Source organism: Sorangium sp. So ce131 (assembly GCF_051519095.1).
Taxonomy (GTDB): Bacteria; Myxococcota_A; Polyangia; order Polyangiales; family Polyangiaceae; genus Sorangium.
This window is the reverse complement of sequence record NZ_CP150455.1, coordinates 1,883,052-1,903,163: the sequence shown is the minus strand read 5'-3', so window position 1 is coordinate 1,903,163 and position 20,112 is coordinate 1,883,052. Positions and strand designations below refer to the sequence as shown.

Here is a 20,112-nt window from a genome sequence, read left to right as displayed (position 1 = left end):
GGTCACTCGGCCCGCAGCGCCTCCAGCAGCGCCATCAGCTCCGCGGAGAGCGCCATGTGGCCGGCGGCCTTCTTCGTCCACACCCGCACGATCGGCATCAGCGCCGGCCGCTGGATCGCGAGCGCGTCGAGGACCTCGCCGGGCTCGCCCCGCTCCAGCCCCACCGCGATCCGCGCGTACTCCGGGAGGGTGATCGGGCCGCGGAAGCTCTCCACGGCCGCCACGTAGGCGGCGTCGTGGGCGGCGCGCAGCCGGCCCGCGGCGCGCGCGTCCTTCTCCAGCAGGGCCCGGAAGCGGCGCTCCACCGCGGCCCAGGCGCGCTCGCTCAGCGCGTGCGCGCGCAGCACCTCCGCGCGCGGCGCGCGCTGCTCGGCGATCTCCGCCGAGATCGCCGCGAAGCGCTCCACCGGGATCTCCTCGGGCGGCGCGGCCGGCGCGGGCGGGACTTCGGACCGCAGGACCATCGGCGGCGCGGTCGGCGCGGTCGGCGCGGCCGGCGCTTCGGAACGCAGGACCATCGGCGGCGCGGCCGGCGCGGCCGGCGCTTCGGACTGCAGGGCCATCGGCGGCGCGGCCGGCGCGGGCGGGACTTCGGACCAGCGGGCCGGGGGCGCGGGCGGGACTTCGGACCAGCGGGCCTCGGGCACAGGCGGCGCGGGCAGCGGCTCGGACCGCAGGATCGCGGGCGCGGGCGGCGCGGGCGGCGCTTCGGAGCGCAGGCGCGCAGGCGCAGGCGGAACCGGAGCCCACGCGGCAGCAGGGGCGGGGGGCTCCGGCGAGGCGGGCGCGGACGGCAGCGGCGGCATGGGCGGCGGCGGCGGCAAGGGCGGCAGCGGCGGCGGCAAGGGCGGCAGCGGCACGGTCCCCACCAGGAATGCAGGGAGGGCGGGCCGCCCCGCGGGCCCCTCCTCCGCGGCCGCCCCGGCCGTCGCGTCCGGCAGGAGCGTTCCCGTGAGCGCCGGAGGAAGCGTGGCGCCTGCGGCGATCTCCTCCGCGATCCGGGCCGCGGGTTCGGTCGCCGGCGGCGGCACGTCCCGATCGATCTCCGTATCGGGCGGCGCTGAACCGGAAACCGCGCGCGCCTGCCGCGGCTGCGCTGCTTCCTGCGCGGGCACGGGGCCCGCTGGAGGGCGCGCGGTCTGGAACGGCAACGGCTCCGCTGCGGGCACGAGGCCCGTCACCAGGGTGGTGGCCGCGTCGTCGACCGCGTCAGCCGGGGCGCCCGCCGGCTGGTCCACGTCGTCATCGGGCGCCGGCGCCGGCGCCGGCGCGAACGGCAGCGGCTGGGGCGCCGGGGTGAACGGCAGCGCGCCTCCAGGATCGATCGCGCGCAGCCCCAGCACGAACGTGCTCGCCGCGTCCGCCGCGTTCGCCGCGCCGGCCGCGAGCGCGCCGGCCGCGGGCGCGCCGGCCGCGCCCACCCGCGCGCGCGCCGGCACCAGCGTCGTCGTCACGTCGCCCCCGCCCTGCGGCCGCTCCGCGGTGACGATCACCGTGACGTCCTCGGCGGCGTGCCGGAGCGGCACCGCCCCCCGCCACGTGAGCGTGCAGATCCCCCGATCCGCGTCGATCCACAGCGTGTCGCACCGCATCCGCATCTCCTGCGGCTCGGAGCCGCCGCGGAGCAGCATCGCGCGCGGGGTCACCACCTCCAGCGCCGTCGTGAGCTGCGGGTGCGCCGGGTGCAGGTGCTCGAGCACGATCGGCTCGCCCGCGGGGAGCTGGTCGAGCTGCTGGTCCGGCGGCGCCGCGTTGAAGTACCCCGCGTCGATGTCCTCCGGCAGCGGCTGCTCCGCCCAGGCCTCGTGGCGGAACGTGGCGGCGTGGCGGCGCAGCTTCGCCGCCCGCTCGGGCCGGGTCGGGGCGATCGGCCCGAACCCGACCAGCGGCAGCGGCTCCGCCGGGCTCGGCGGCGTCCGCGCGCGGCGGCCGTTCACCTCGATCCGCTTGTCCACCGCGCCGACCGCGAGCCGCGCCACGAGCGACGCCGCGGGCTCCCCGCGCGCCGCGTGGGCGTGGCCGACCGCGAGCACGTCCACGCGCCGCTTGAACGGCGCGAGATCGCTCGCGGCCCAGAGGCTCGCCCCGGGGTCGTCCCCCCAGGGCACGTCGGCCTCCCACGGGGCCTCCTGCTCGGGCGCGAGCGGCGAGAGGCCCGGCTCGAGCACGAAGGTCGCCTTGCAGACCACGGTGAGCGCGAACGCCTCGGGGCGGGGTCGCCAGACGAGGGACGCGACGCGGAGCGGACAGACCGAGGAGACGCGCACGCGACGAGCTTATCTCCTCCGCGGCCGGGTGGAGATCGGCGCCGGCGTACGTCCCTGGAACCCCGCGCGGACGCCGCGCAGCCTCCCCGGTTCCGCCGGATCAGGCGACGGCGCCCTCGGCGCTCACGCGACGATGCCCTCGATGATGGACAGGAGCTCGTCGGCCGCGATCGGCTTGCGGATCACGGCGGCGGGCGTCAGCGCGCAGAGCCGGTCCTCGATCCTCCCCGCCGTCATGAGCGCGACCGGCACCCGGGCGAGCGCCGGATCGCGGAGCTGCTCCGCCCTGAACTCCTGCCCGCTCATGATCGGCATCATCAGGTCGAGCAGGACGAGATCGGGGAGCGGCGCCGAGCGGAGCACGTGGAGCGCCTGGCGCCCGTTCTCGGCCTCGTTCACGCGGTAGCCCTCGTCCTCGAGGAGCTGGGCCACCGAGAACCGGAGGTCGCGATCGTCGTCGACGATCAGGATCGATCGCTCAGGCACCGTCCGCTCCTCCGCCGGCCCGAGGGGGCTCGGGCGGCGCCGGCGCGCCGGGGCCCGGGCCCGCGAGGGGCAGCTCGACGGTGAACGTGGCCCCCTGCCCCGGCGCCGAGCTCACCCGGATGGCGCCGCCGAGCCGCTCCACGATGTGGTGCACGATCCACAGGCCGAGGCCGAAGCCGCTGTAGTGGCCGGAGCAGACCGCCCGCTCGAAGCGCTCGAAGATCCGCGCCTGGGCGCCCGGCTCGATGCCGATGCCGTGGTCGATCACCGCGACGCAGGCGCGATCGCCGCGCCTCGCCGCCACGATCTCGATCGGCGCGCCCGCGCCGTACTTGATCGCGTTGGAGAGCAGGTTCGTGAGGACCTGGTCGAGCCGCATCGGGTCCCACCGGCCGACGACGTCGCCGTCCTCGTCGAGCCGCACGGAGAGCTTGCAGCCGGCCGCCTTCAGGTCGTCGGAGAAGCGGGCCGCCACGTCGCGGAGCAGGCCCGCGAGGTTCACCTCCTGGAGGTCCAGCGCGAGCTTGCCGGCGCTGATGCGCGAGAAGTCGAGCAGGCCGCCGACGAGCTGCTCGAGGCGCTTCACCTGGCGCTGCGCCACCTCGATCCGGGAGCGGAGCCGCTCCGGGGCGGGCGCGTCCCGGCGCGAGCCCGCGGCCCTGGCCAGCCCGTCGATCTGGAGCGCCAGCGTGAAGAGGGGCGTCCTGAGCTCGTGCGAGGCCATCGACAGGAAGTCGTCGCGGATCCGCACGGCGGTCTGGAGCTCGCGGTTCAGCCGGTCGAGCTCGGCCGCCCTGCTCAGCACGACGCCCACGATCGCGTCCCGGAGATCCTCCGCCGCGCCGACGTCGCAGGGTTGCCACGGCGACGACCGCAGGCGCACGAGCTGCCGCCACGCGGCGAAGGACGCCCTCGGCTGGAGCGGCTCGCCGCCGGGGGGGCACCCCTCGCCGGGATCGCCGGCCCAGACGACGCTCTTCTCGACCTCGGGCCGGAACCACGCCACGACGGAGCACGGCGCGCCGGAGAACGGGATCGCGAGCACGCCGCTCGCGACGCCCTTCACGCGCTCGAGCTCGGGGTGCTCCGCCGACAGGCACTCGGTGGCGTAGGTCGCCTCGGCGCCGTGTGTCTCCAGCCAGCGGCCGAGCGCGTCGAGGTCTGCGACGTCGGGCGTCTCGCCGAGGCGCGTCCACCTGCCCTCCTGGCAGACGGCGGCGCCGCCCGCGTCGATCAGGTCGAGGAGCGTCGTTGGCCCCTCCGAGAGGCCGCCGGCGATGTCCCTCCGGGACGTCATCTGCTCGAGCAGCCTGGCGCGGACGGCGCTCGCCCGCAGCCGCGCCTCGGCGCACTCGCGCTGCTCCCTCGTCTCGATCTTCCACGAGAGGATCTGGCCGAGGAGCTCGCACGCCATGCGGTGCCTGAAGGAGACGCGGTGAGGGCTCCGGTGATGGCACGCGACGAGACCGGAGAGCGCGCCGCCTCGCAGGAGGGAGATCGACATCGACGCGCGCACCCCCATGTTGCTCAGGTACTGGAGGTGGACCGGGGACACGCTGCGCAGCACGGAGAGCGAGAGATCGAGGGGCTCTCCGGTGAGCGGGTTGTCCGGAGGGACGATGGCGGCCGGCGGGTACGCGACGTCGACGATGTGCCGCGTCCGGTTGACGGCGTAGAGCCGGCGCGCCTGCTCGGGGATGTCGGAAGCGGGATAGTGGAGGTGGAGATAGGACTCCATCTCCGGGGCGCGCGACTCGGCGATCACCTCCCCGTGGTCGTCGCCGTGGAACCGGTAGATCATGGTCCGATCGAACGACGTCAGCTGGCCGATCTCCTCGGTCGCCAGCTGGCACAGCGCCGCCACCGTCGGCGCGCCTTTGAGCCGCTCGACGATGGCGAACGTCCGATCGAGCAGGTCGTAACAGCCATCGTCCGGCTCCGACGGCTCGATCTCGAGCACGATGAGCCCGCCGGAGCGGTGGAGCACCCCGTCGAAGCGCGCGCCCGCCACGTTCATCGGGAGCGGGATCTTGCCGCGGGCGACCCCGCCCGCCACGGCGTCCAGGAGGCAATGGAGCGAGGCGTGGTCGAGCAGGCCGGAGATCGCCTGGCCGAGCAGGGAGTGCGGCTGGATCCCGAGGAGATCCGCCGTGTTAGAGCTCACCTGGACGATCGTGAGCTCGGGCTCCTTCAGCGCGAAGAGCACCCCGTGCGGCTGGATCGCCCCGGGGATGTGGATGGGCTCGCGCGCGCAGCTGCTCAGGTCGAGCTCCCCGCGCCGATCGGGCCCTCCCGCCTCGCCGGGGCCGCCGCGCCCTCCCTCGTCGACGTTGGTCTTGTCCATGAGCGGACCGCTCCCGTCCGGGGAGGTCGCGCGCGCCGCGCCGCCGCGCGCCCCCGGCGGGTCCCGAGGCGCCGGAGCGCCCGCGCGTCGGAGGGCGTCAGCCCACGCCACCTCCCCTCGAGGACCCGCGAGACGACCGGCGACAGCCGGCCTCCGGCCCCCTGGGATCCTTGGGAGCGCCTCAGGCCGAGCGCAAGCGCCGCCCCGGCGCTCTTGTTTCGTTCTTCCCGCGCAGCGCCGGCGTTATTCCTGCCAGAGCACGCCGAGCTCGATCTCCACCGCGTCGAACGGCGCCGCGCGCACGGTGACGTCGCCCTCCCACGCCCCGATGCGGGCGAAGCGCCCCGCGTCGATGCGGTAGACCTCGAGCGATCTCAGCCGCGGATCGATGAGCCAGTAGTGGGCCACGAGCTCGCGCGCGTAGATGGCCATCTTATCGCCGCGATCGATCGCCTCGGTGGACGGCGAGATCACCTCGCAGACCCAGTCGGGCGCGAGGAAGATGGCCGCGTTCCGCATCGGGATCTGCGGCATCCGGTCGCGGCGCCACGCGGCGATGTCGGGCATCACGATGTCCGGATCGGTGCCGAGGTGCAGCTCGGGCTCGACGAGCAGCGCCCACCGCCCGGGCCCCTTGATGCCGCGGCGGAACGGCAGGTAGAGCTCGCCGGCGAGCACCGAGGTGACGTTGCGGCAGGACAGCGAGGGCCGCGGGGTCGCGTGGAGGACGCCGTTCAAGATCTCGGCCACCTGGTTCGGGGGCGTGTCAAGCACATCCTGGTAGGTGGCGCGGCGCGCGCAGTCGGCCATGGGCCGAGGTTAGCACGCGCGCCGCCGTCGACCGGCTCTCTCGGCCGGGGAGGACCGGCCGCGCCCCCCGGGTCCACGCCGCGCGCCGCGCGCCCCGCGACCGCGCCGCCGGAGGCGTCCGGCCCGGGCTCGCGGCGCGTCCGGCGGGTCGAAATTCCCGGAGCTCTACCCCCCGATCGCCGCAACTTCGTTGTAGATTCCGCGCCCATGAGCGAAGCCGCACCTTCCCCCAGCACCCGTCCCCGCCCGCTCGTCCTCTGCATCCTCGATGGATTCGGCGAGCGCGAAGAAAAGGACCAGAACGCGATCGCCCTCGCGACGACGCCGCACCTCGACGCGATCAAGCGCGAGGCACAGAAGACGCTGATCGGGACGAGCGGCCCCGACGTCGGCCTCCCCGTCGGGCAGATGGGCAACAGCGAGGTCGGCCACCTGAACTTCGGGGCGGGCAGGATCGCGCTGATGGACATCTCGCGCATCGACGTCGCCATCGCCGAGAACAAGCTCGGATCGAACCAGGTCATCGACAGGGCGTTCCGCGTCGCGAAGGAGCGCGGTTGTCGCCTGCACCTCTTCGGGCTGGTCTCGGACGGCGGCGTGCACTCGTCGCTCGACCACTTCATCGCGCTGTTCCAGCTCGCGAAGTTCCACGAGGTGCCCGTCGTCCTGCACGCCTTCCTCGACGGCCGCGACACCCCGCCGAAGAGCGCGTGGGGCTACGTCCAGAAGATCGAGGCGGCGCTCGAGGGCGTCGGGGTCATCGGCACCATCTCGGGCCGGTACTACGCCATGGACCGCGACAAGCGCTGGGAGCGCGTCACGAAGGCCTACACGGCGATCGTGCGCGGCGAGGCCCCGACCGTCGAGACGGCGTACGAGGCGATCCAGCAGTCGTACGCCGCCGGGAAGACGGACGAGTTCGTCGAGCCCGTCCGCATCGGCGACTACAAGGGCATCAAGGGCGATTTCGTCGCCGACTTCGCGTCGCCGAGCCCCGTCTGGGAGTGGCAGGGCGAGGAGGTCGGCCTCTCCGTCAACTTCCGGCCCGACCGCATGCGCGAGATCTCGGCGATGCTCACGCGGCGGAACCTGCCGCCCGAGGTCGCGGAGCAGCTCACGGACCGCGGCAAGCCGGTCTACGCCTTCCAGGAGCACTGCTACAGCTGCATGACCGAGTACGACGCGGCGCTGAAGCTGCCGGTCGCGTTCCCCAAGGACGAGGTGACGAACTCGTTCCCCGAGGTGATCAGCCGCGCCGGGCTGACGCAGCTCCGGTGCGCGGAGACCGAGAAGTACGCGCACGTCACGTACTTCTTCAACGGCGGGCGCGAGGAGACGTTCCCGGGCGAGGACCGGAAGCTCGTGCCGTCGCCGCGCGACGTCGCCACGTACGACCAGAAGCCCGAGATGAGCGCGGCCGGCGTCGCGCGCGAGGTGGTGGCCGCGATCAAGAGCGGGAAGTACGACTTCATCCTGGTGAACTTCGCGAACCCGGACATGGTCGGGCACACGGGCATCCTCGAGGCCGCCATCCACGCGGTCGAGGCGGTCGACAAGGGGCTCGGGGACATCGCGGCCGCGGTGCGCGAGGCCGGCGGCGCGCTGATGATCACGGCGGATCACGGCAACTGCGAGCAGATGAAGGACGAGCACGGCAACCCGCACACGGCGCACACGCTGAACCCGGTGCCGCTCTATTACGTGAACCAGCACGACCCGGGCGTGGTGCTCCGGTCGGGCGGGCGCATCTGCGACGTCGCGCCGACGATGCTCGAGATCCTCGCGCTCCCGCAGCCCGCGGCGATGACGGGGCGCTCGCTCCGCGTGAAGCAGTAGCGGTCGCGCGGTAGTGGTCGCAGACGAGGAGAGGCAGCTCGGCCCGTACATCCTGCGCGAGGCCGTCTCGGCGCGGGCGCTCACGGTGACGTACCGGGCCGAGCACGCGGAGCTCGGCCGTGCGGCGCTGGTCAAGACGCTGAAGCCCACGGTGTCGGCCGCGAGCGCGTTCGCGGCCGGGCTCGAGCGCGAGGCGAAGATCCTCGCCCGCATCCGGCACCCGAACATCGTCGACATCCACGACTTCCAGCGCGACGAGGACCGGATCTGGCTCGTGCTGGAGCCGCTCTCGGGGCCGACGCTCGCGGCGCTCTGCGCGCGCGCCGGCCGCCTGGAAGAGAACGCGGCGGCGGCGATCGCGCTGGAGATCGCGCGCGGGCTCGGGCACGCGCACGAGCGGGGCGTCGTGCACCGCGAGCTGCGCCCCGAGCGCGTGGTCGTGACGCCATCGGGCGGCGTGAAGATCCTGGAGTTCGCCGCGGCGTTCGACGGCCGGCTGCCGTCGCTGCCCGAGCCGTTCGAGGGCAGCGACACGTTCGCGCGCCCGGATTACATGGCCCCGGAGCAGATCCTCGGGGCGGAGACCGGGCCGCAGGCGGACGTGTTCGCGCTCGGCGTCATGTTGTTCGAGATGCTCACGGGCGTGCGGCCGTTCGACCCGCCGCGGGCGGAGGGGGCGGACGGCGCGGGCGGCGCGGGGGGAGTGGGTGGCGCAGGCGGCGCCGGCGGGAGCCGAGCGCCGCGCGAGCGCGAGGACGAGCGGTGGGCCGACGGCAGGGCCGTGGCGCACCGCATCCGCAGCGCGCCGCCGCAGCCGCTGCGCGCGCTCTTGCCGGAGGTGTCGCGCGGCCTCGAGCGGGTGGTGCTCCGGTGCCTCGAGAAGGAGCCGGAGCAGCGCTACGAGAGCGGCCGCGCGGTCGCGGACGCGCTGGCCGAGGAGCTCTCGGAGCGCGGTCAGCCGCCGGCGCGCGCGCTCATCGTCAAGGCGCTCGCGGCGGCGAAGCTCGGCGGCGACGAGCCCCTGCCCGCGGACGTGCCCGCCGCGCGCCCCGCCCTCGCGCCGCGGCACGCGCCGCCGCTCTGGCCCGACGTGCGCCGGCTGGCCGGCGTCTTCGCGCTGATCGTCGCGGGCGGCGCGCTCATCGAGCTCGGCTTCCGCCAGCAGGACGCGGCCGGGCCGCCCAGCGCCGAGGGCCGGGAGCCCGGCGCGGCCTCGGAGGAGCGCGGCTACCTGAAGGTGCTCGCGAGGCCGTGGGCGGAGGTCATCATCGACGGGGAGCTCATCGACGTCACGCCGATGGCCCGGGCGATCCCGCTCCAGGCGGGGCGGCACTTCGTGACGTTCCGGCACCCGAACGCGCCCGAGGAGAAGCGCACGATCACCGTCTCGGCCGGGCAGACGGTCACGACCGACGTGAGCATGCGCATCGAGCGGCCCGCGCCGGACGCGGGCCCGCCGGTGGAGGACAGGGACGCGTCGCCGTAGGCTCGGCGCCGGCACGGTCGTCGCCGGCCTGGTCGTCGGGGGGGCGCGGGAGGTCGGACCGCTCGGGTGGCGACCGCAGGGAGACGAGGGTGGAGGGCAGGCAGGAAACCGTGCGAGGGGAGCGGCGGAATGAAGAGAGAAGAGGTCATCCGGCAGCGACCGCGTCGTGGGGTGAGCGCGTGATCCCGCGCGCCCTCGCGCTCTTCGTGGCCGCCTGCGCGAGCGGGTGTGCTCCCGCGCTCTCGACGCTGGCGCCGGCCCACGTCGCAGCGAAAGGTCATGTGCAGGCCACGCTCGGGACGGACGCCTCACTCCCGGCCGGCACGATCGGCGCGCTCGTCGACGCCGGCGTCGAGGTGGCCGACGCCGCCGGGTCGCGCGAGCTGTCCGAGCGCGAGCGGATGACGCTCTTCGAGGCGGGCGCCGCGCTCGCGCTGAACCCGCCCTCGGTCACGCCGCACCTCGGCGTCGGCTACACCGCCCTCGACCGCTGGGAGCTCAACCTCCGCTACAGCGGCAGCGCGCTCCGGCTGGGCACCCGCTACCAGCTCCTTCAGAGCGACAAACACGGGGTCGACCTCACGGTCGGCGCCGGCGTGGGCCGCTACGTGCTCGAGTTCCCGGTCGGGAGCTTCCTCGATATCGTCGAGCTCGAGGATTTCACGCGCTGGCAGATCGATCTGCCGATCCAGGTCGGCAAGGCGGGCACGTGGTACCGGGTCTGGGGTGGTCCCCGCCTGATGTGGACGACGTTCGGGACGAGGCTTGTCATGAACCTGCCCGCGTTCACCGGCTACCCGGGCGAGCGAGAGATCGCGTCGTTCTCTGGAAACGGGCTTTACCTGGGCGGGCAGGCCGGCGCGGCGCTCGGCTACAAGCACGTGTTCTTCGGCTTCGAGCTGACGCTGGTGGAGCTCTTCGCGAGCGGGGACCTCGACGTGCTCGGGGAGCGCACGGCCTCGGTCGATCTGGACAGCTTCATCGTCTATCCAGCGATAGGCCTGCTGGTCGAGTTCTAGAGCGGCGGGCACCCGCTGCGGAGACGGGCCCACCTGTGGATGTCCAGGCCGCGCGTCGGCGGACGCCTGCCGCTCGACGCTTCGTCAGCTCAACGCTTCGTCAGGACGTGGGCGTCCTCCACCTCGTTGGCGAGATCCCGGAGCAGGAGGTGACTCACCTCTTCGTGCCCTCGCAGGCTCTCCTCGAAGTGCGCTAGGGTCGCCGCGCGGGCCAGCTTGAGCTGCCGCGTCGCCCCCATGGCCTGGGGATGACGCTGGCTGCAGAGCGGCGTGCAGCCCGCCGGGTCGAACGCGCCGGGCCCGACGCCGTTGATGATGCCCGCCGCGAGCGCGGCGCCGCCTCTCCCCGGGCCGGTGCTCAGCAGCCGCGTGCACTCCAGCGTATCTGTGTTCTCGACGAACGGCGTCTCCCGGCCCATGAACCCGCTGTGGGTTCCGCCCGTGAGCTCCACCAGCGTCACCGGCGCCGGCGCGTTCTCGAAGGCCTTCCTCGGCCCCGGGATGGGCACCAGCTCGTCCGAGGTCCCCGCGAGGATCAGCGCTGGCAGCGGGCGGCTGTAGATCGCCGCTCCCAGGAAGCACGACAGGGGCGCCATCGCCACGACGGATTGGATGTCTCCGATCTTCAGGACGGGGTGATAGGCGGCCAGCAGCACGGTGAGCCCTCCTGCGGACAGGCCCATGAGGCCCCGGCGCTCGGGATCCACGGCCTCTCCGAGGTCCGCGTCGGCGCCGTCGAGCTCTGCCACCCGTCGCATCACGAACGAGAGGTCCGCGGCCTGATTCGGCACGTCCCCGATGGTGGGCCCTCCCGGCGCGTTCCCGTTCGAGAGCGGGAACAGCGGCTCCACCGTGATGTAGCCGTGCGTGGCCAGGTGCTCGGCGAAGAAGCGGGCGTTGTCACCCAGGCTGCTGAGCCCGTGCGCGTACGCGAGCAGCGGAAACGGCCCTCCGCACGCCACGGGCACGCGTTCTTCCGGAGGCGGAGACGCGGCCGTGAGATGGCGCGCGGGGTACCACACCCGCGCCGGCAGCGTCCTGCTCGGCGCCCCCGGGAAGGTGCCGCTTTCCGGCGTCGGGCGCGTCGCGTCCACGAAGACGAAGTCTCGCGTCGCGAACCCGTACCGGCCGTTCTCCGCGAGCGCCTCCAGCGTGGCGGCCCTCTCCTGGCCCGCCCCGGGCGGCGCGCACTGCTCCTTGCCCGTGCCGGCGCTGCGCAAAGCGGCTTCCCCCTGCTCCGCCCTGAGCGAAGAGCCGTCGTCTCCCGGCGCCGCCGGCTCCAGACATCCGCCCGTGGCGGCGCCCAGCCAGAGACCGAGCGTCACGAGCGTGCGACTGCGACCCAGAGCCCGATGCGATCGGTGGTGCTTCATGCCATGCCCCCCTTGTTCCCGCTATTCCGCCGGATATGGCGTCTTTGCACTGTATGGACTCTGCGGGGCAGGTGCAATGGCGCTGCGACAGATCGATGTGTCTGCGTGAGTCCCCTTCCGCCCCGCGCCGATCACCCGTCCACCGCGGATGCTCTTCCGTCGAGCACCTGCGAGCACGTCAGCACACGCCGTCGGCGGAGCGCCTCGCGAAGCGGACCTCGCGCGTAACCGCATCTCCGGCCTGTCTCCGCTCTCGATCCTCTCTCGGCTGACGCGCCTTGTTGACTGCCCATCGTGCCTCGCTGACAATCCACGAATGAAGGACCAATCCAAATCGAACCCTGAACGAGGCGACGAATTCAACCTTGGCGTGCGGCGGACCTTCCTTGGGTCGCTCGGCTCCCTCGTCGGCGCGTCGGTGCTCGGCGGCTGCGCCGACCCTGCGATCGAGGAGTCTCCGCCGCTGTCCACGTCATTGGCTGCGATCGGCACGACCCCGGTGAAGTGGGTTGATACGGTCGAGGTCGATCTGCGGAAGAGCCTCGGTTGCGTCGAGTCCGAGGTGGTGATCGCGCGCGGCTTTGCGGTCGCCAACGACGGCGGGGGTGGCGTGTTCTCATGGGACCCCAGCACGTCGAGCGGGGACGACGGCGGCACGGTGATCGTGCCGACGATCCAGTGCGGCGCGACCGTGATCGGGCGCTGGATCCGCATCTACAGCGGCCACCTCGACGTGCGCTGGTTCGGCGCCAGGGCCGGCTCGTCGACCTACGCGGCGCAGAACGACATCGCGATCCAGAGGGCGCTCGCCGTAGCGACCCCGGTCGGTGGCGTCGACGGGGGGCGCATCTTCTTCCCGCAAGGCACGTGGCACGTCAGCAGCACGATCGTGATCACCAAGGACGATAGCGTCGTCCTGTGCGGTCCGGGCGGCGCCGGGACCTGGGGCTCGGCGGGCGCCTACGATCACCGCTCCGCGAAGCTCCTGTGGTCGGGTGGCGCGGGGACCATGGTCGACTTCGCGTCGACGATGCGCTGCGGCATCGTCGGGCTCATGCTCGACGGCGGCGGCGTCGCGACCGTCGGCTTCCGGCTGCGCACCACCGACGCGCCCGCCAAGGGCAACTTCCTCGAGGACGTCGTCATCAGCAACCTGGCGTCGACAGGCATCGCCGTCCACGTCGGCAACGACCCGACCGAGTCGGTGAACCACGATCTCGCGTTCAACACGTTCAAGCGCTTCTGGTTGAACGGCGGAGCGATCGGCGTCCAGCAAGAAGGCAATCAGACGGTCTCCACCGTCTTCGAGGATGGCGTGTTCACGAGCCAACTCCAGCACGGCGCGAGGTTCCTCGGGGGTGACATCACCGTCTCTCGCTGCTTCTTCTGCGCCGACGCCAGCGCCGTTGCCGAGGTCTACGTCGCTGCCAAGGCGCAATACGCGAGGTTCGTCGGCAACACGCACGAGACGGAGTGCCTGACCACCTACGCCTTCGAGCCGACGACGTCGACCCTGCTGCGCCCGATGGCGACGTTGTTCCTCGGCGTGCGCGTGCTCTACCGCCGCTCGACCGGCAGCCCTCGCCGCATCCTCGACTTCCAGCAGAATGGCCATCTCACGCTGGTGTCGTGCACGTTCGACGGTGAGGTGACGAGCAACGCTCCTGCCGTCCATCTGGCACCGCCGCTCATGGGATATGCCGACGCTGGGCTCATCCAGGAGATCGGCTGCCGCTACCTCAACGGCGCGCACGCGTCCGTCAATCCGGTCGCGGGCGCGTACACGTCGCTCTACTCCAACGGCAGCCCGGCCATGCCCACCTACACGCCGATCATGGGCGAGCACCTAACGACCGGCACGCGCATGAAATTCCATAACGGCCAGCTGCAGCTACAGGACAACAACAATGGATCTGGCGCGGTCCTCGGCACCCGGCTCAGCACCTATCTCGGTCAGCTCATCATCGAGCCCACCGAGAGCCGCGACGGCGCGTACCTCGTCGTCGTGCGGAACAACGGCATCGTGTTCACGCTCAACCACGGCGGCGGCCCCGGCTTCTATGGGACCACGTCGCAGCCGGCCACGCGCCCCACGGTCACCGGATCGCGCGGCGACAACGCCGCCCTCGCCGATCTGCTGACCAAGCTCGCGAGCCTCGGCCTCATCAACGACGGCACCACCGCCTGAGGCGACGACTGGAGCTGGAGCATCAGCATCAACAGCAAGGGCGGGGCGGCTTGCCTTCACGCGCGCGGCCCCGCTCATCACGAGCGCCGGGGCCTCGAGCGTTCGTGGCGTGAGCATCGGCGAACTCCCAGACGAGCTTGAGCAGGGGCTCGGGATTCTCGATCTGGGGGACGTGGCCGCGAGCAGTCGGTCTGCTCGCGCCGCGCGCGGCGACATCGGCCGTTCAGGGCGCGTCGCGGCCTGTGTCCGAGAGAGCGCTCAGGGCGCCTTCACCTCGACGGGGACCGCGGAGCTCGTCCCGGCGCCGTCGCCAAGCTGACCCAGGGTGCCTCTGCCCCAGCACAGGACCTGACCAGGGCCCGTGGGGCCGCACGCCCCCTCGACGATCGCGCACGTGTGGAAGAAGCCGGCGCTCACCGCGACGACCTTGGTGAGCTCGGCGCCGTCGCCGAGCACGACGGGTTCCATCCGCGCGTTATCGCCCATCATCGGCGTGCTGCGACCGAGCTGCCCTTGCTCGTTGCTGCCACGGCAGCGAAGCCGCCTTTGGTCGTCGATCGCGCAGACGAAGACGTAGCCGGTGGACATCGGCCCCCAGACACCCGGGATCGCAGCCGCCGTCCCGGCCGGGGGAGCCTCGGCGCCGTGCTGGCCTGAGCTGTTGTTCGTCCCCCAGCAGAACAGGCCTCCCACGTCGTCGCGCGCGCAGCCGAAGTTCGTGCCGTAGGAGATCTCGGAGAAGGGCAGCGTCGCCCCCGCCTCGATGAGCGGCATGTGCGCGCTGTAGTTCACGCCGCCCTGGGAGCTGGCGGAGGTGTTCGTGAGGATATAACCGCCGCCGATCGCGCCCCAGCAGCGCAGCCCGTCCTCCGCGGCCCCGGTCGAGAAGCAGCTGCCTATCGAGCCGATGCCCCGCGCGAGGACGGCCCTCGGACCGGCCGTCGCGGTGAAGTTGAACGCTTTCACCGGGACGAGGCTCTCCTCGCCGCTCGCGTCCGGCCCGAGGCTCGAGAACAGGTTGGCCCCCCAGCAGTAAATGCTGCTGGTCGAGGTGAGCGCACACGCCGAGTACCACTCCGGCGCGATCTTGCGGACGAGCAACGGGGCCGCACCGTCATTGACGATCGCCGGGACGTCATGGGCCATCGAGTCCTTGGAGCCGTTCGCGAGGATCCCGGTCTCGTTGTTTCCCCAGGCCCAGAGTCGGAGCTGGCTGTCGATCGCGAAGGTCGACCGCTCGGTCAACGCGATCTGCGTGATCGTCGCCGTGCCGAGCGACGCGGGGAAGAGCACTCTCACCGGCGTGCTCGAGGAGACCGCCATCGCCTGCGGAACCCCCAGCTGGCCGAACGAGTTGTCCCCCCAGCAGTAGAGGGAGCCGCCATGCCGGATCGCGCACGTATGGCTGTCGCCCGCAGCCACCATGATCGCGTCGGCGAGCGTGGGGCTGTCCGGCGGGATCTGGCATCCAGGATCACCACCGCCCCCCCCGCCGGACGCGCCTCCGCCGCCCCCGCCGTCGCCCCCGCCCGACGCGCCGCCGCCTCCGTCGCCCTGCGCATCGATCGGACCGCCGCCCGTTCCGCCGCCCGTGCCGCTGTCCGAGAAATGCCGATCGGGAGCGGAGCATCCTGCCCCCGCAGCGAGGGCGGCGGCGACGACGAGAAAGGAGCAGACGTTCGGTCGCATCTGGGTGTTCCTCTTCATCTCGAGCATCCGGCTACACCCCCAGCGTCCTTTACGCAGCCTTACCGCACGGAGGACAAGAAGTCCAGTTGTGCCCGCTCACCGATGTCCACGCTTCCCCGAGCGCCTTCGGGGCGCTGCTACAACGTCTACGCGCTGAAGCCCGAAGCCAGGTCGATGACCCCGGTCGCCGGCGCGATCCTCTGGACCCGATCCAGCGAGGCGGGCGCGGACGAGCTCGACCGAACGATCCGGGCGCCGTCGTCGATGCAGGGGGTGCGGTCCGCGGCGTTGACGGCCTGCACGTCGTCGGTGCGTCGATCATGCCGGACATCATCTCGGCGCCGACGAACGTGACGACGATCATGATCGCCGAAGCCATCAGCCGGAAGCTCTGAGGCGGCGAGCGCGCCGCACAAACAGGACGCAAGCCCGGCAATGAGCGAGCAGAACGGAGGATGCGACAGGAACGTTCGCCGGGGGCTCCTGTCAGCGCACGACGGGCTCCGAGGCGTGTTTCAGGCCGCTCAGCACCTTGTAGCGGGCGGCGATGGCCTCCAGCTCGCCGGGGGCGAAGACGTCCTCGATACGGTCGAAGCCGTCGGGCGCGCGCTCGTAGGCGATCTGCAGGCACTGCTCCGGACCGTTGCGGCGATTGGCCGCGACGATGGCGGCGGTGGCGGGCAGGCGCTCGGCCTCGTAGGCGGCCAGCGCTTCCACCGGATCGGCATGGGCGGCGAGCGCGCGGACCAGGGCGCGGGCGTCGAGGATGGCCTGGCTCGCCCCGTTGGAGCCGTTCGGATACATGGGATGGGCGGCGTCGCCCAGCAGCGTCATGCGCCCATGGCTCCAGCGCGGCAGGGGATCGCGGTCGACCAGCGGGAACTCGTAGATCGCCTCGGCGCCCCGGATCAGGCCGGGCACATCCAGCCAGCCGAAGCGCCAGTCCTCGAACCTGGGCAGGAACTCGGCGGGGTCGCCCGGCCGGTTCCAGTCCTCCCGTCGCATGCTCCTGGCGACCGCGAGGTCGGCGGCCCAGTTGATCCTCTGGAGGCCGTCCGGCCCCGGTGGTGAAATCGGATAGACGACGAACTTCTGGTCCTGGTGCCCAGCAAGGACCATGCTGGCGCCGGTGAGGAAGGGCGCCGCCATGGTGGTCCCCCGCCACAGGATGTGACCGCCGTAGATCGGCGGCCCCTCGTCCGGATAGAGGCCGGCGCGCGCCGCCGAGTGGATCCCGTCGGCGCAGATCAGGAGGTCGGCAGGAACCTCCCGCGCCGCGCCCGCGCGGTCGAGGAAGCGCGCCACGACGCGGCCTTCGCCTTGCTCGTGGCCCGAGAGGCGCCGATCGCAGATCACCCGGTCAGGGCCCAGCCGCCGCGCGGCGGCGTCGAGCAGCACGCCCTGCAGGGCGCCGCGATGCAAGGAGATCTGCGGCGCGGCATGCCCGGCGAAGCGGCCGCGCGGCTCGCCCCAGATGCGCTGGCCGAAGCGATTGAAATAGACGAGCTCCCGGGTCGCCACCCCGTCTGCCAACAGGGCCTCGGCCAGGCCCAGCTCGCCCAGCACCTCGACGGCGTTGGGCAGGAGGTTGATGCCGACCCCGAGCGGCAGGATGCTGGGCGCCGCCTCGTACACCGTCACCTCATGACCCGAGGCGTGCAGCGCCAGAGCCGCGGCCAGACCGCCGATCCCGGCGCCCGCGACGATCACTTGCATAAGTCCTCCCGTAGACATGCGGCTCGACGCCGCCCCTGGTTGAAGCCGCCGCCCTCTCGCTCGCCGGCACGGCGGCCGCGGAGGGTCCTCATCGCGGCCGCTGTGCATTGAAATGTCCAGCCTCGTGGTCGATCATCCGTGCTGAGCCGCAGCATGGTATCCCGAAGGCATGGACACATTCCGTGATAGCGCACGGCCTGTGACCGCGCCAGGCGCCGGTGTTCCTACAAAGCCCGACAGGCCGCTGAGCAGCGTTCGACCGGTGACCGCGCCCCCGGTGATCGGGATGATGTTGCGCGTGCCGCGCCTGCTCGCGCCGATGGCAGGGGAAGAGCCGAGCGACACGGACTCGGTGAACACGGTCGAGCCCCTCGCACGGAGTCGTGCCGAGTGGCCCGGACCCACGCTGAGCGCGGAAGCAGGGGCGAGCTGGACGGCGCGGCGCGGCTCAGCACGCCAGCGCGCTGGCTGGGTGAATTTGTGAATGCTCACAGCAGCGCGCACCTCGCTGGCCGAGCGGCGGGCTGGTCGATCGAAGTTGACACCGGACATGTGAACGCTCACACTGTCGACCGGTAGTCATGCTCTTGCTTCGCTCCGGATGGGCCGTCATGCGCATCCGGAAGACAGTCATGAAGTAGCGATCGGTCATGTTGCTCGCGGCTGGGATCGCGGTCCTGGCCAGTGGCGACCCTGGTTGCAGCAACGATCTCAGCGGCGGTGGGACCCCGGTGCAGCCGGCAGCGGAGGGAACCCCGGAAGCGACCCGACGTATCGCGCCCAGCAGCAGGCCTCTCGAGGTGTGCGCCATAAATATCTGGTTGTGTTGTAGGGCAACGCCAGCCGCTCGATGATGGGGTCGCTACTGCTCGTGCGCTTCATTGTCATGCAGCAGGTCCTGAGGCGCTGTGGAGTGAAGGCGGCCCGTTCGATGCATGGATGATTTTGATGCAGCATCACATTTTCAGGATTGAGCTCATCGTGTCGTCTGGCGCACGCGTATTGAACTTATCTACCCTGCGAGCATCCCGACGATCCTCCGCAGCGGCAAAGACCGGCGCGGCGTCCGGCTCGGGAGCCTTGAGCGCGCGGCGAGCGACCCCGACCTACGCAAGGGCGGCGTTATGCACTGAGAAGATTCCAGCTCCACTTACTTAACATGACGAGGAGAACAAGATGAGATTCGGAACCAAGCAGAGCTTGCTTGCGGCGGCGACGGGCATCCTCGCCGTGTCGTGCGTCATCGGCCCCGAGGAGGCGCACGACGCCGAGATCGAGGAGAAAGGCTCGCTCGAGGGCGCCATCGCGGTCGACACGAGCGCGGTCTACACGATCGTCGGCGTCCAGAGTGGAAAATGCGTGCAGGTGGCTGGAGGCAGCACCGCGGATGGAGCGGCCATGCAGATCGCCAGCTGCAACGGCTCGACGCGGCAACAGTTCCGCATGGAATCGGCGGGCGGCGGCTACTATCGCATCCGCAACGTCAACAGCAACCGTTGCATGGACGTCACGGGCGCCTCCACCAGCGACGGCGCCGCCGTCCAGCAATACTCCTGCTGGACCGGACAAAACCAGCAGTGGTCGTTCACGGACGTCGCCAGCGGCGTCGTGCGCCTCACCGCGCGCCACAGCGGCAAGTCCCTGGACGTTTACGGCCGCGGCACCGCGGACGGCACCGCCGTGATCCAATGGGCCTCGAACGGCGGCACCAACCAGCAATTCCGACTCACGCCCGTGAGCTCGGGTACCGGCGGCACCGGCGGCTCAGGCGGCACCGGCGGCACCGGCGGCTCAGGCGGCACGGGCGGCACCGGCGGCTCAGGCGGCACGGGCGGCTCAGGCGGCGCCGGCGGCTCCGGCGGCTCCGGCGGCTCCGGTGGCTCCGGCGGCTCCGGTGGCGGCACGTGCACCGCGTCACAACCGACGGGTCGAAACGTGTCGGGGAGCGGCCCTCACCGGGTGGTCGTCGAGACGAATTCGGACCCGGGCATCAACCAGGGCACGATCTATCGTCCGGCGGATCTCAGCGGAGACGCCAAGTATCCGATCTTCGTCTGGGGGGAGGGCGCATGCTCGCGAGACGGCCTCGCGAATCAAGCGGCCATGGCCGAAATTGCCTCGCATGGCTACTTCGTGGTGGCGGACGGGACGCCGGTAAACAGCGCGCCCAACCGCGACCTCGGGAGCGGAGGCAGCGTGCTGCTCGCCTACGTCGACTGGGTGATCGCCCAGAACGAGAAGCCTTGCAGCGCCTACTACCATCATATCGAAACCACGAAGGTCGCCGCGAACGGCTTCTCCTGCGGCGGCTTGATGGCGGCGGGGACCGCCGCGGATCCCAGAATAACGACCTGGGGGCACACGAGCAGCGGTTCTTTCTCGGCGAATCAAGCCTTCTACAACTCGATTCACACACCCGTATTGATCGTCACCGGCACCGCGGACAGCCTGGGTGCGAACGCGAACGGCGCGAGAGACTTCGCGAACATCGCCGCCTTGGGTGATATTCCGGTCATGATGTTCGCGAAGGTCGGCGCGGATCACGGGGGCGATCTGTGGGCCCGGAACGGCGGCGAGTTCACCCAGGTCAACCTGGCGTGGCTCAACTGGTGGCTCAAGGGCGACGAATCGGCCACCGGCAAGGGCATGCTCGTCGGCCCGAGCTGCCGCTTCTGCACCGACAGAACCTGGCAGGTCTCTTCTGCCAATCTGCCCTAGGCTGGCTCGCCCTCGAACCGCCTTGCTCCGAGGAGCAGGGCGGTTTGACCGACCCTGACGCGCGCAGAGCGAACCTATCCACCCTGCGCGCGTCTCGACGTTCATCCGCCGCGGCGACGGCCGGCGCGGCGTCCGGCTCGGGAGCCTCGAGCGCGCGGCGAGCGGCCCCGACCTACGAAG

13 protein-coding genes are annotated in these 20,112 nt (G+C 71.9%); 6 read left to right on the top strand and 7 right to left on the bottom strand.

Features of this window, described 5'->3' with window-relative positions; translation table 11 throughout:
• Positions 1–2: 2 nt before the first annotated feature.
• The 4 genes from WMF43_RS06920 to WMF43_RS06905 form a co-directional block, all read right to left on the bottom strand.
• Positions 3–2,267 (bottom strand): DUF2169 domain-containing protein, encoded by a 2,265-nt coding sequence (locus WMF43_RS06920; RefSeq protein ID WP_437678421.1) that lies wholly within the window; start codon positions 2,265–2,267, stop codon positions 3–5.
• A 123-nt stretch (positions 2,268–2,390) separates the two neighbouring features.
• On the bottom strand, positions 2,391–2,753 hold the full coding sequence (locus WMF43_RS06915) for a response regulator (protein ID WP_437678419.1): 363 nt from the start codon (positions 2,751–2,753) through the stop codon (positions 2,391–2,393).
• A complete protein-coding gene (locus WMF43_RS06910; RefSeq protein ID WP_437678417.1) occupies positions 2,746–5,097 on the bottom strand; it encodes an ATP-binding protein in 2,352 nt (783 codons plus the stop codon). The genes WMF43_RS06915 and WMF43_RS06910 overlap by 8 nt, the downstream gene beginning before the upstream one ends.
• A 243-nt stretch (positions 5,098–5,340) precedes the next feature.
• Positions 5,341–5,907 (bottom strand): Uma2 family endonuclease, encoded by a 567-nt coding sequence (locus tag WMF43_RS06905; RefSeq protein ID WP_437678415.1) that lies wholly within the window; start codon positions 5,905–5,907, stop codon positions 5,341–5,343.
• A 207-nt stretch (positions 5,908–6,114) separates the two neighbouring features.
• Here WMF43_RS06905 and gpmI point away from each other — a divergent pair, with 207 nt between their 5' ends.
• The 3 genes from gpmI (at position 6,115) to WMF43_RS06890 (ending at position 10,248) form a co-directional block, all read left to right on the top strand.
• A complete protein-coding gene (gene gpmI, locus WMF43_RS06900; protein WP_437678413.1) occupies positions 6,115–7,743 on the top strand; it encodes a 2,3-bisphosphoglycerate-independent phosphoglycerate mutase in 1,629 nt (542 codons plus the stop codon).
• Positions 7,744–7,756: 13 nt separating this feature from the next.
• Entirely contained in the window at positions 7,757–9,229 is a 1,473-nt protein-coding gene (locus tag WMF43_RS06895; protein ID WP_437678411.1) for a serine/threonine protein kinase, read from the top strand.
• A gap of 179 nt (positions 9,230–9,408) precedes the next feature.
• Positions 9,409–10,248, top strand: coding sequence for a hypothetical protein (locus WMF43_RS06890; protein ID WP_437678409.1), 840 nt, complete (start codon positions 9,409–9,411; stop codon positions 10,246–10,248).
• A gap of 89 nt (positions 10,249–10,337) precedes the next feature.
• Here WMF43_RS06890 and WMF43_RS06885 read toward each other — a convergent pair whose 3' ends face one another.
• Positions 10,338–11,573, bottom strand: coding sequence for an alpha/beta hydrolase family protein (locus WMF43_RS06885; RefSeq protein ID WP_437678408.1), 1,236 nt, complete (start codon positions 11,571–11,573; stop codon positions 10,338–10,340).
• A 364-nt stretch (positions 11,574–11,937) separates the two neighbouring features.
• On the opposite strand from WMF43_RS06885, the gene WMF43_RS06880 reads away from it, so the two are divergent.
• Positions 11,938–13,809 (top strand): hypothetical protein, encoded by a 1,872-nt coding sequence (locus WMF43_RS06880; protein WP_437678406.1) that lies wholly within the window; start codon positions 11,938–11,940, stop codon positions 13,807–13,809.
• Positions 13,810–14,067: 258 nt separating this feature from the next.
• Here the strand turns inward: WMF43_RS06880 and WMF43_RS06875 are convergent, their stop codons facing one another.
• Positions 14,068–15,498, bottom strand: a complete 1,431-nt coding sequence (locus WMF43_RS06875) for an RCC1 domain-containing protein (RefSeq protein ID WP_437678404.1) — start codon at positions 15,496–15,498, stop codon at positions 14,068–14,070.
• An 86-nt stretch (positions 15,499–15,584) separates the two neighbouring features.
• Here WMF43_RS06875 and WMF43_RS06870 point away from each other — a divergent pair, with 86 nt between their 5' ends.
• Entirely contained in the window at positions 15,585–15,893 is a 309-nt protein-coding gene (locus tag WMF43_RS06870) for a GMC oxidoreductase (RefSeq protein ID WP_437678402.1), read from the top strand.
• Positions 15,894–15,984: 91 nt separating this feature from the next.
• Here WMF43_RS06870 and WMF43_RS06865 read toward each other — a convergent pair whose 3' ends face one another.
• Positions 15,985–17,214 carry a flavin-dependent oxidoreductase gene (locus WMF43_RS06865; RefSeq protein ID WP_437683959.1) on the bottom strand — a complete coding sequence of 410 codons (1,230 nt, stop codon included), beginning with the start codon at positions 17,212–17,214 and terminating at the stop codon, positions 15,985–15,987.
• A 1,176-nt stretch (positions 17,215–18,390) separates the two neighbouring features.
• On the opposite strand from WMF43_RS06865, the gene WMF43_RS06860 reads away from it, so the two are divergent.
• The gene (locus WMF43_RS06860; protein ID WP_437678401.1) at positions 18,391–19,932 is read left to right on the top strand and encodes an RICIN domain-containing protein; all 1,542 of its coding nucleotides are present in this window, start codon (positions 18,391–18,393) and stop codon (positions 19,930–19,932) included.
• Positions 19,933–20,112 lie beyond the last annotated feature (180 nt).

Bases quoted from the DNA above. Each gene is read 5' to 3' on its own strand.
- WMF43_RS06875 (WP_437678404.1), bottom strand. From the start codon at position 15,498: ATGCGACCGAACGTCTGCTCCTTTCTCGTCGTCGCCGCCGCCCTCGCT.
- WMF43_RS06880 (WP_437678406.1), top strand. From the start codon at position 11,938: ATGAAGGACCAATCCAAATCGAACCCTGAACGAGGCGACGAATTCAAC.
- WMF43_RS06905 (WP_437678415.1), bottom strand. From the start codon at position 5,907: ATGGCCGACTGCGCGCGCCGCGCCACCTACCAGGATGTGCTTGACACG.
- WMF43_RS06865 (WP_437683959.1), bottom strand. From the start codon at position 17,214: ATGCAAGTGATCGTCGCGGGCGCCGGGATCGGCGGTCTGGCCGCGGCT.
- WMF43_RS06910 (WP_437678417.1), bottom strand. From the start codon at position 5,097: ATGGACAAGACCAACGTCGACGAGGGAGGGCGCGGCGGCCCCGGCGAG.
- gpmI (WP_437678413.1), top strand. From the start codon at position 6,115: ATGAGCGAAGCCGCACCTTCCCCCAGCACCCGTCCCCGCCCGCTCGTC.
- WMF43_RS06860 (WP_437678401.1), top strand. From the start codon at position 18,391: ATGAGATTCGGAACCAAGCAGAGCTTGCTTGCGGCGGCGACGGGCATC.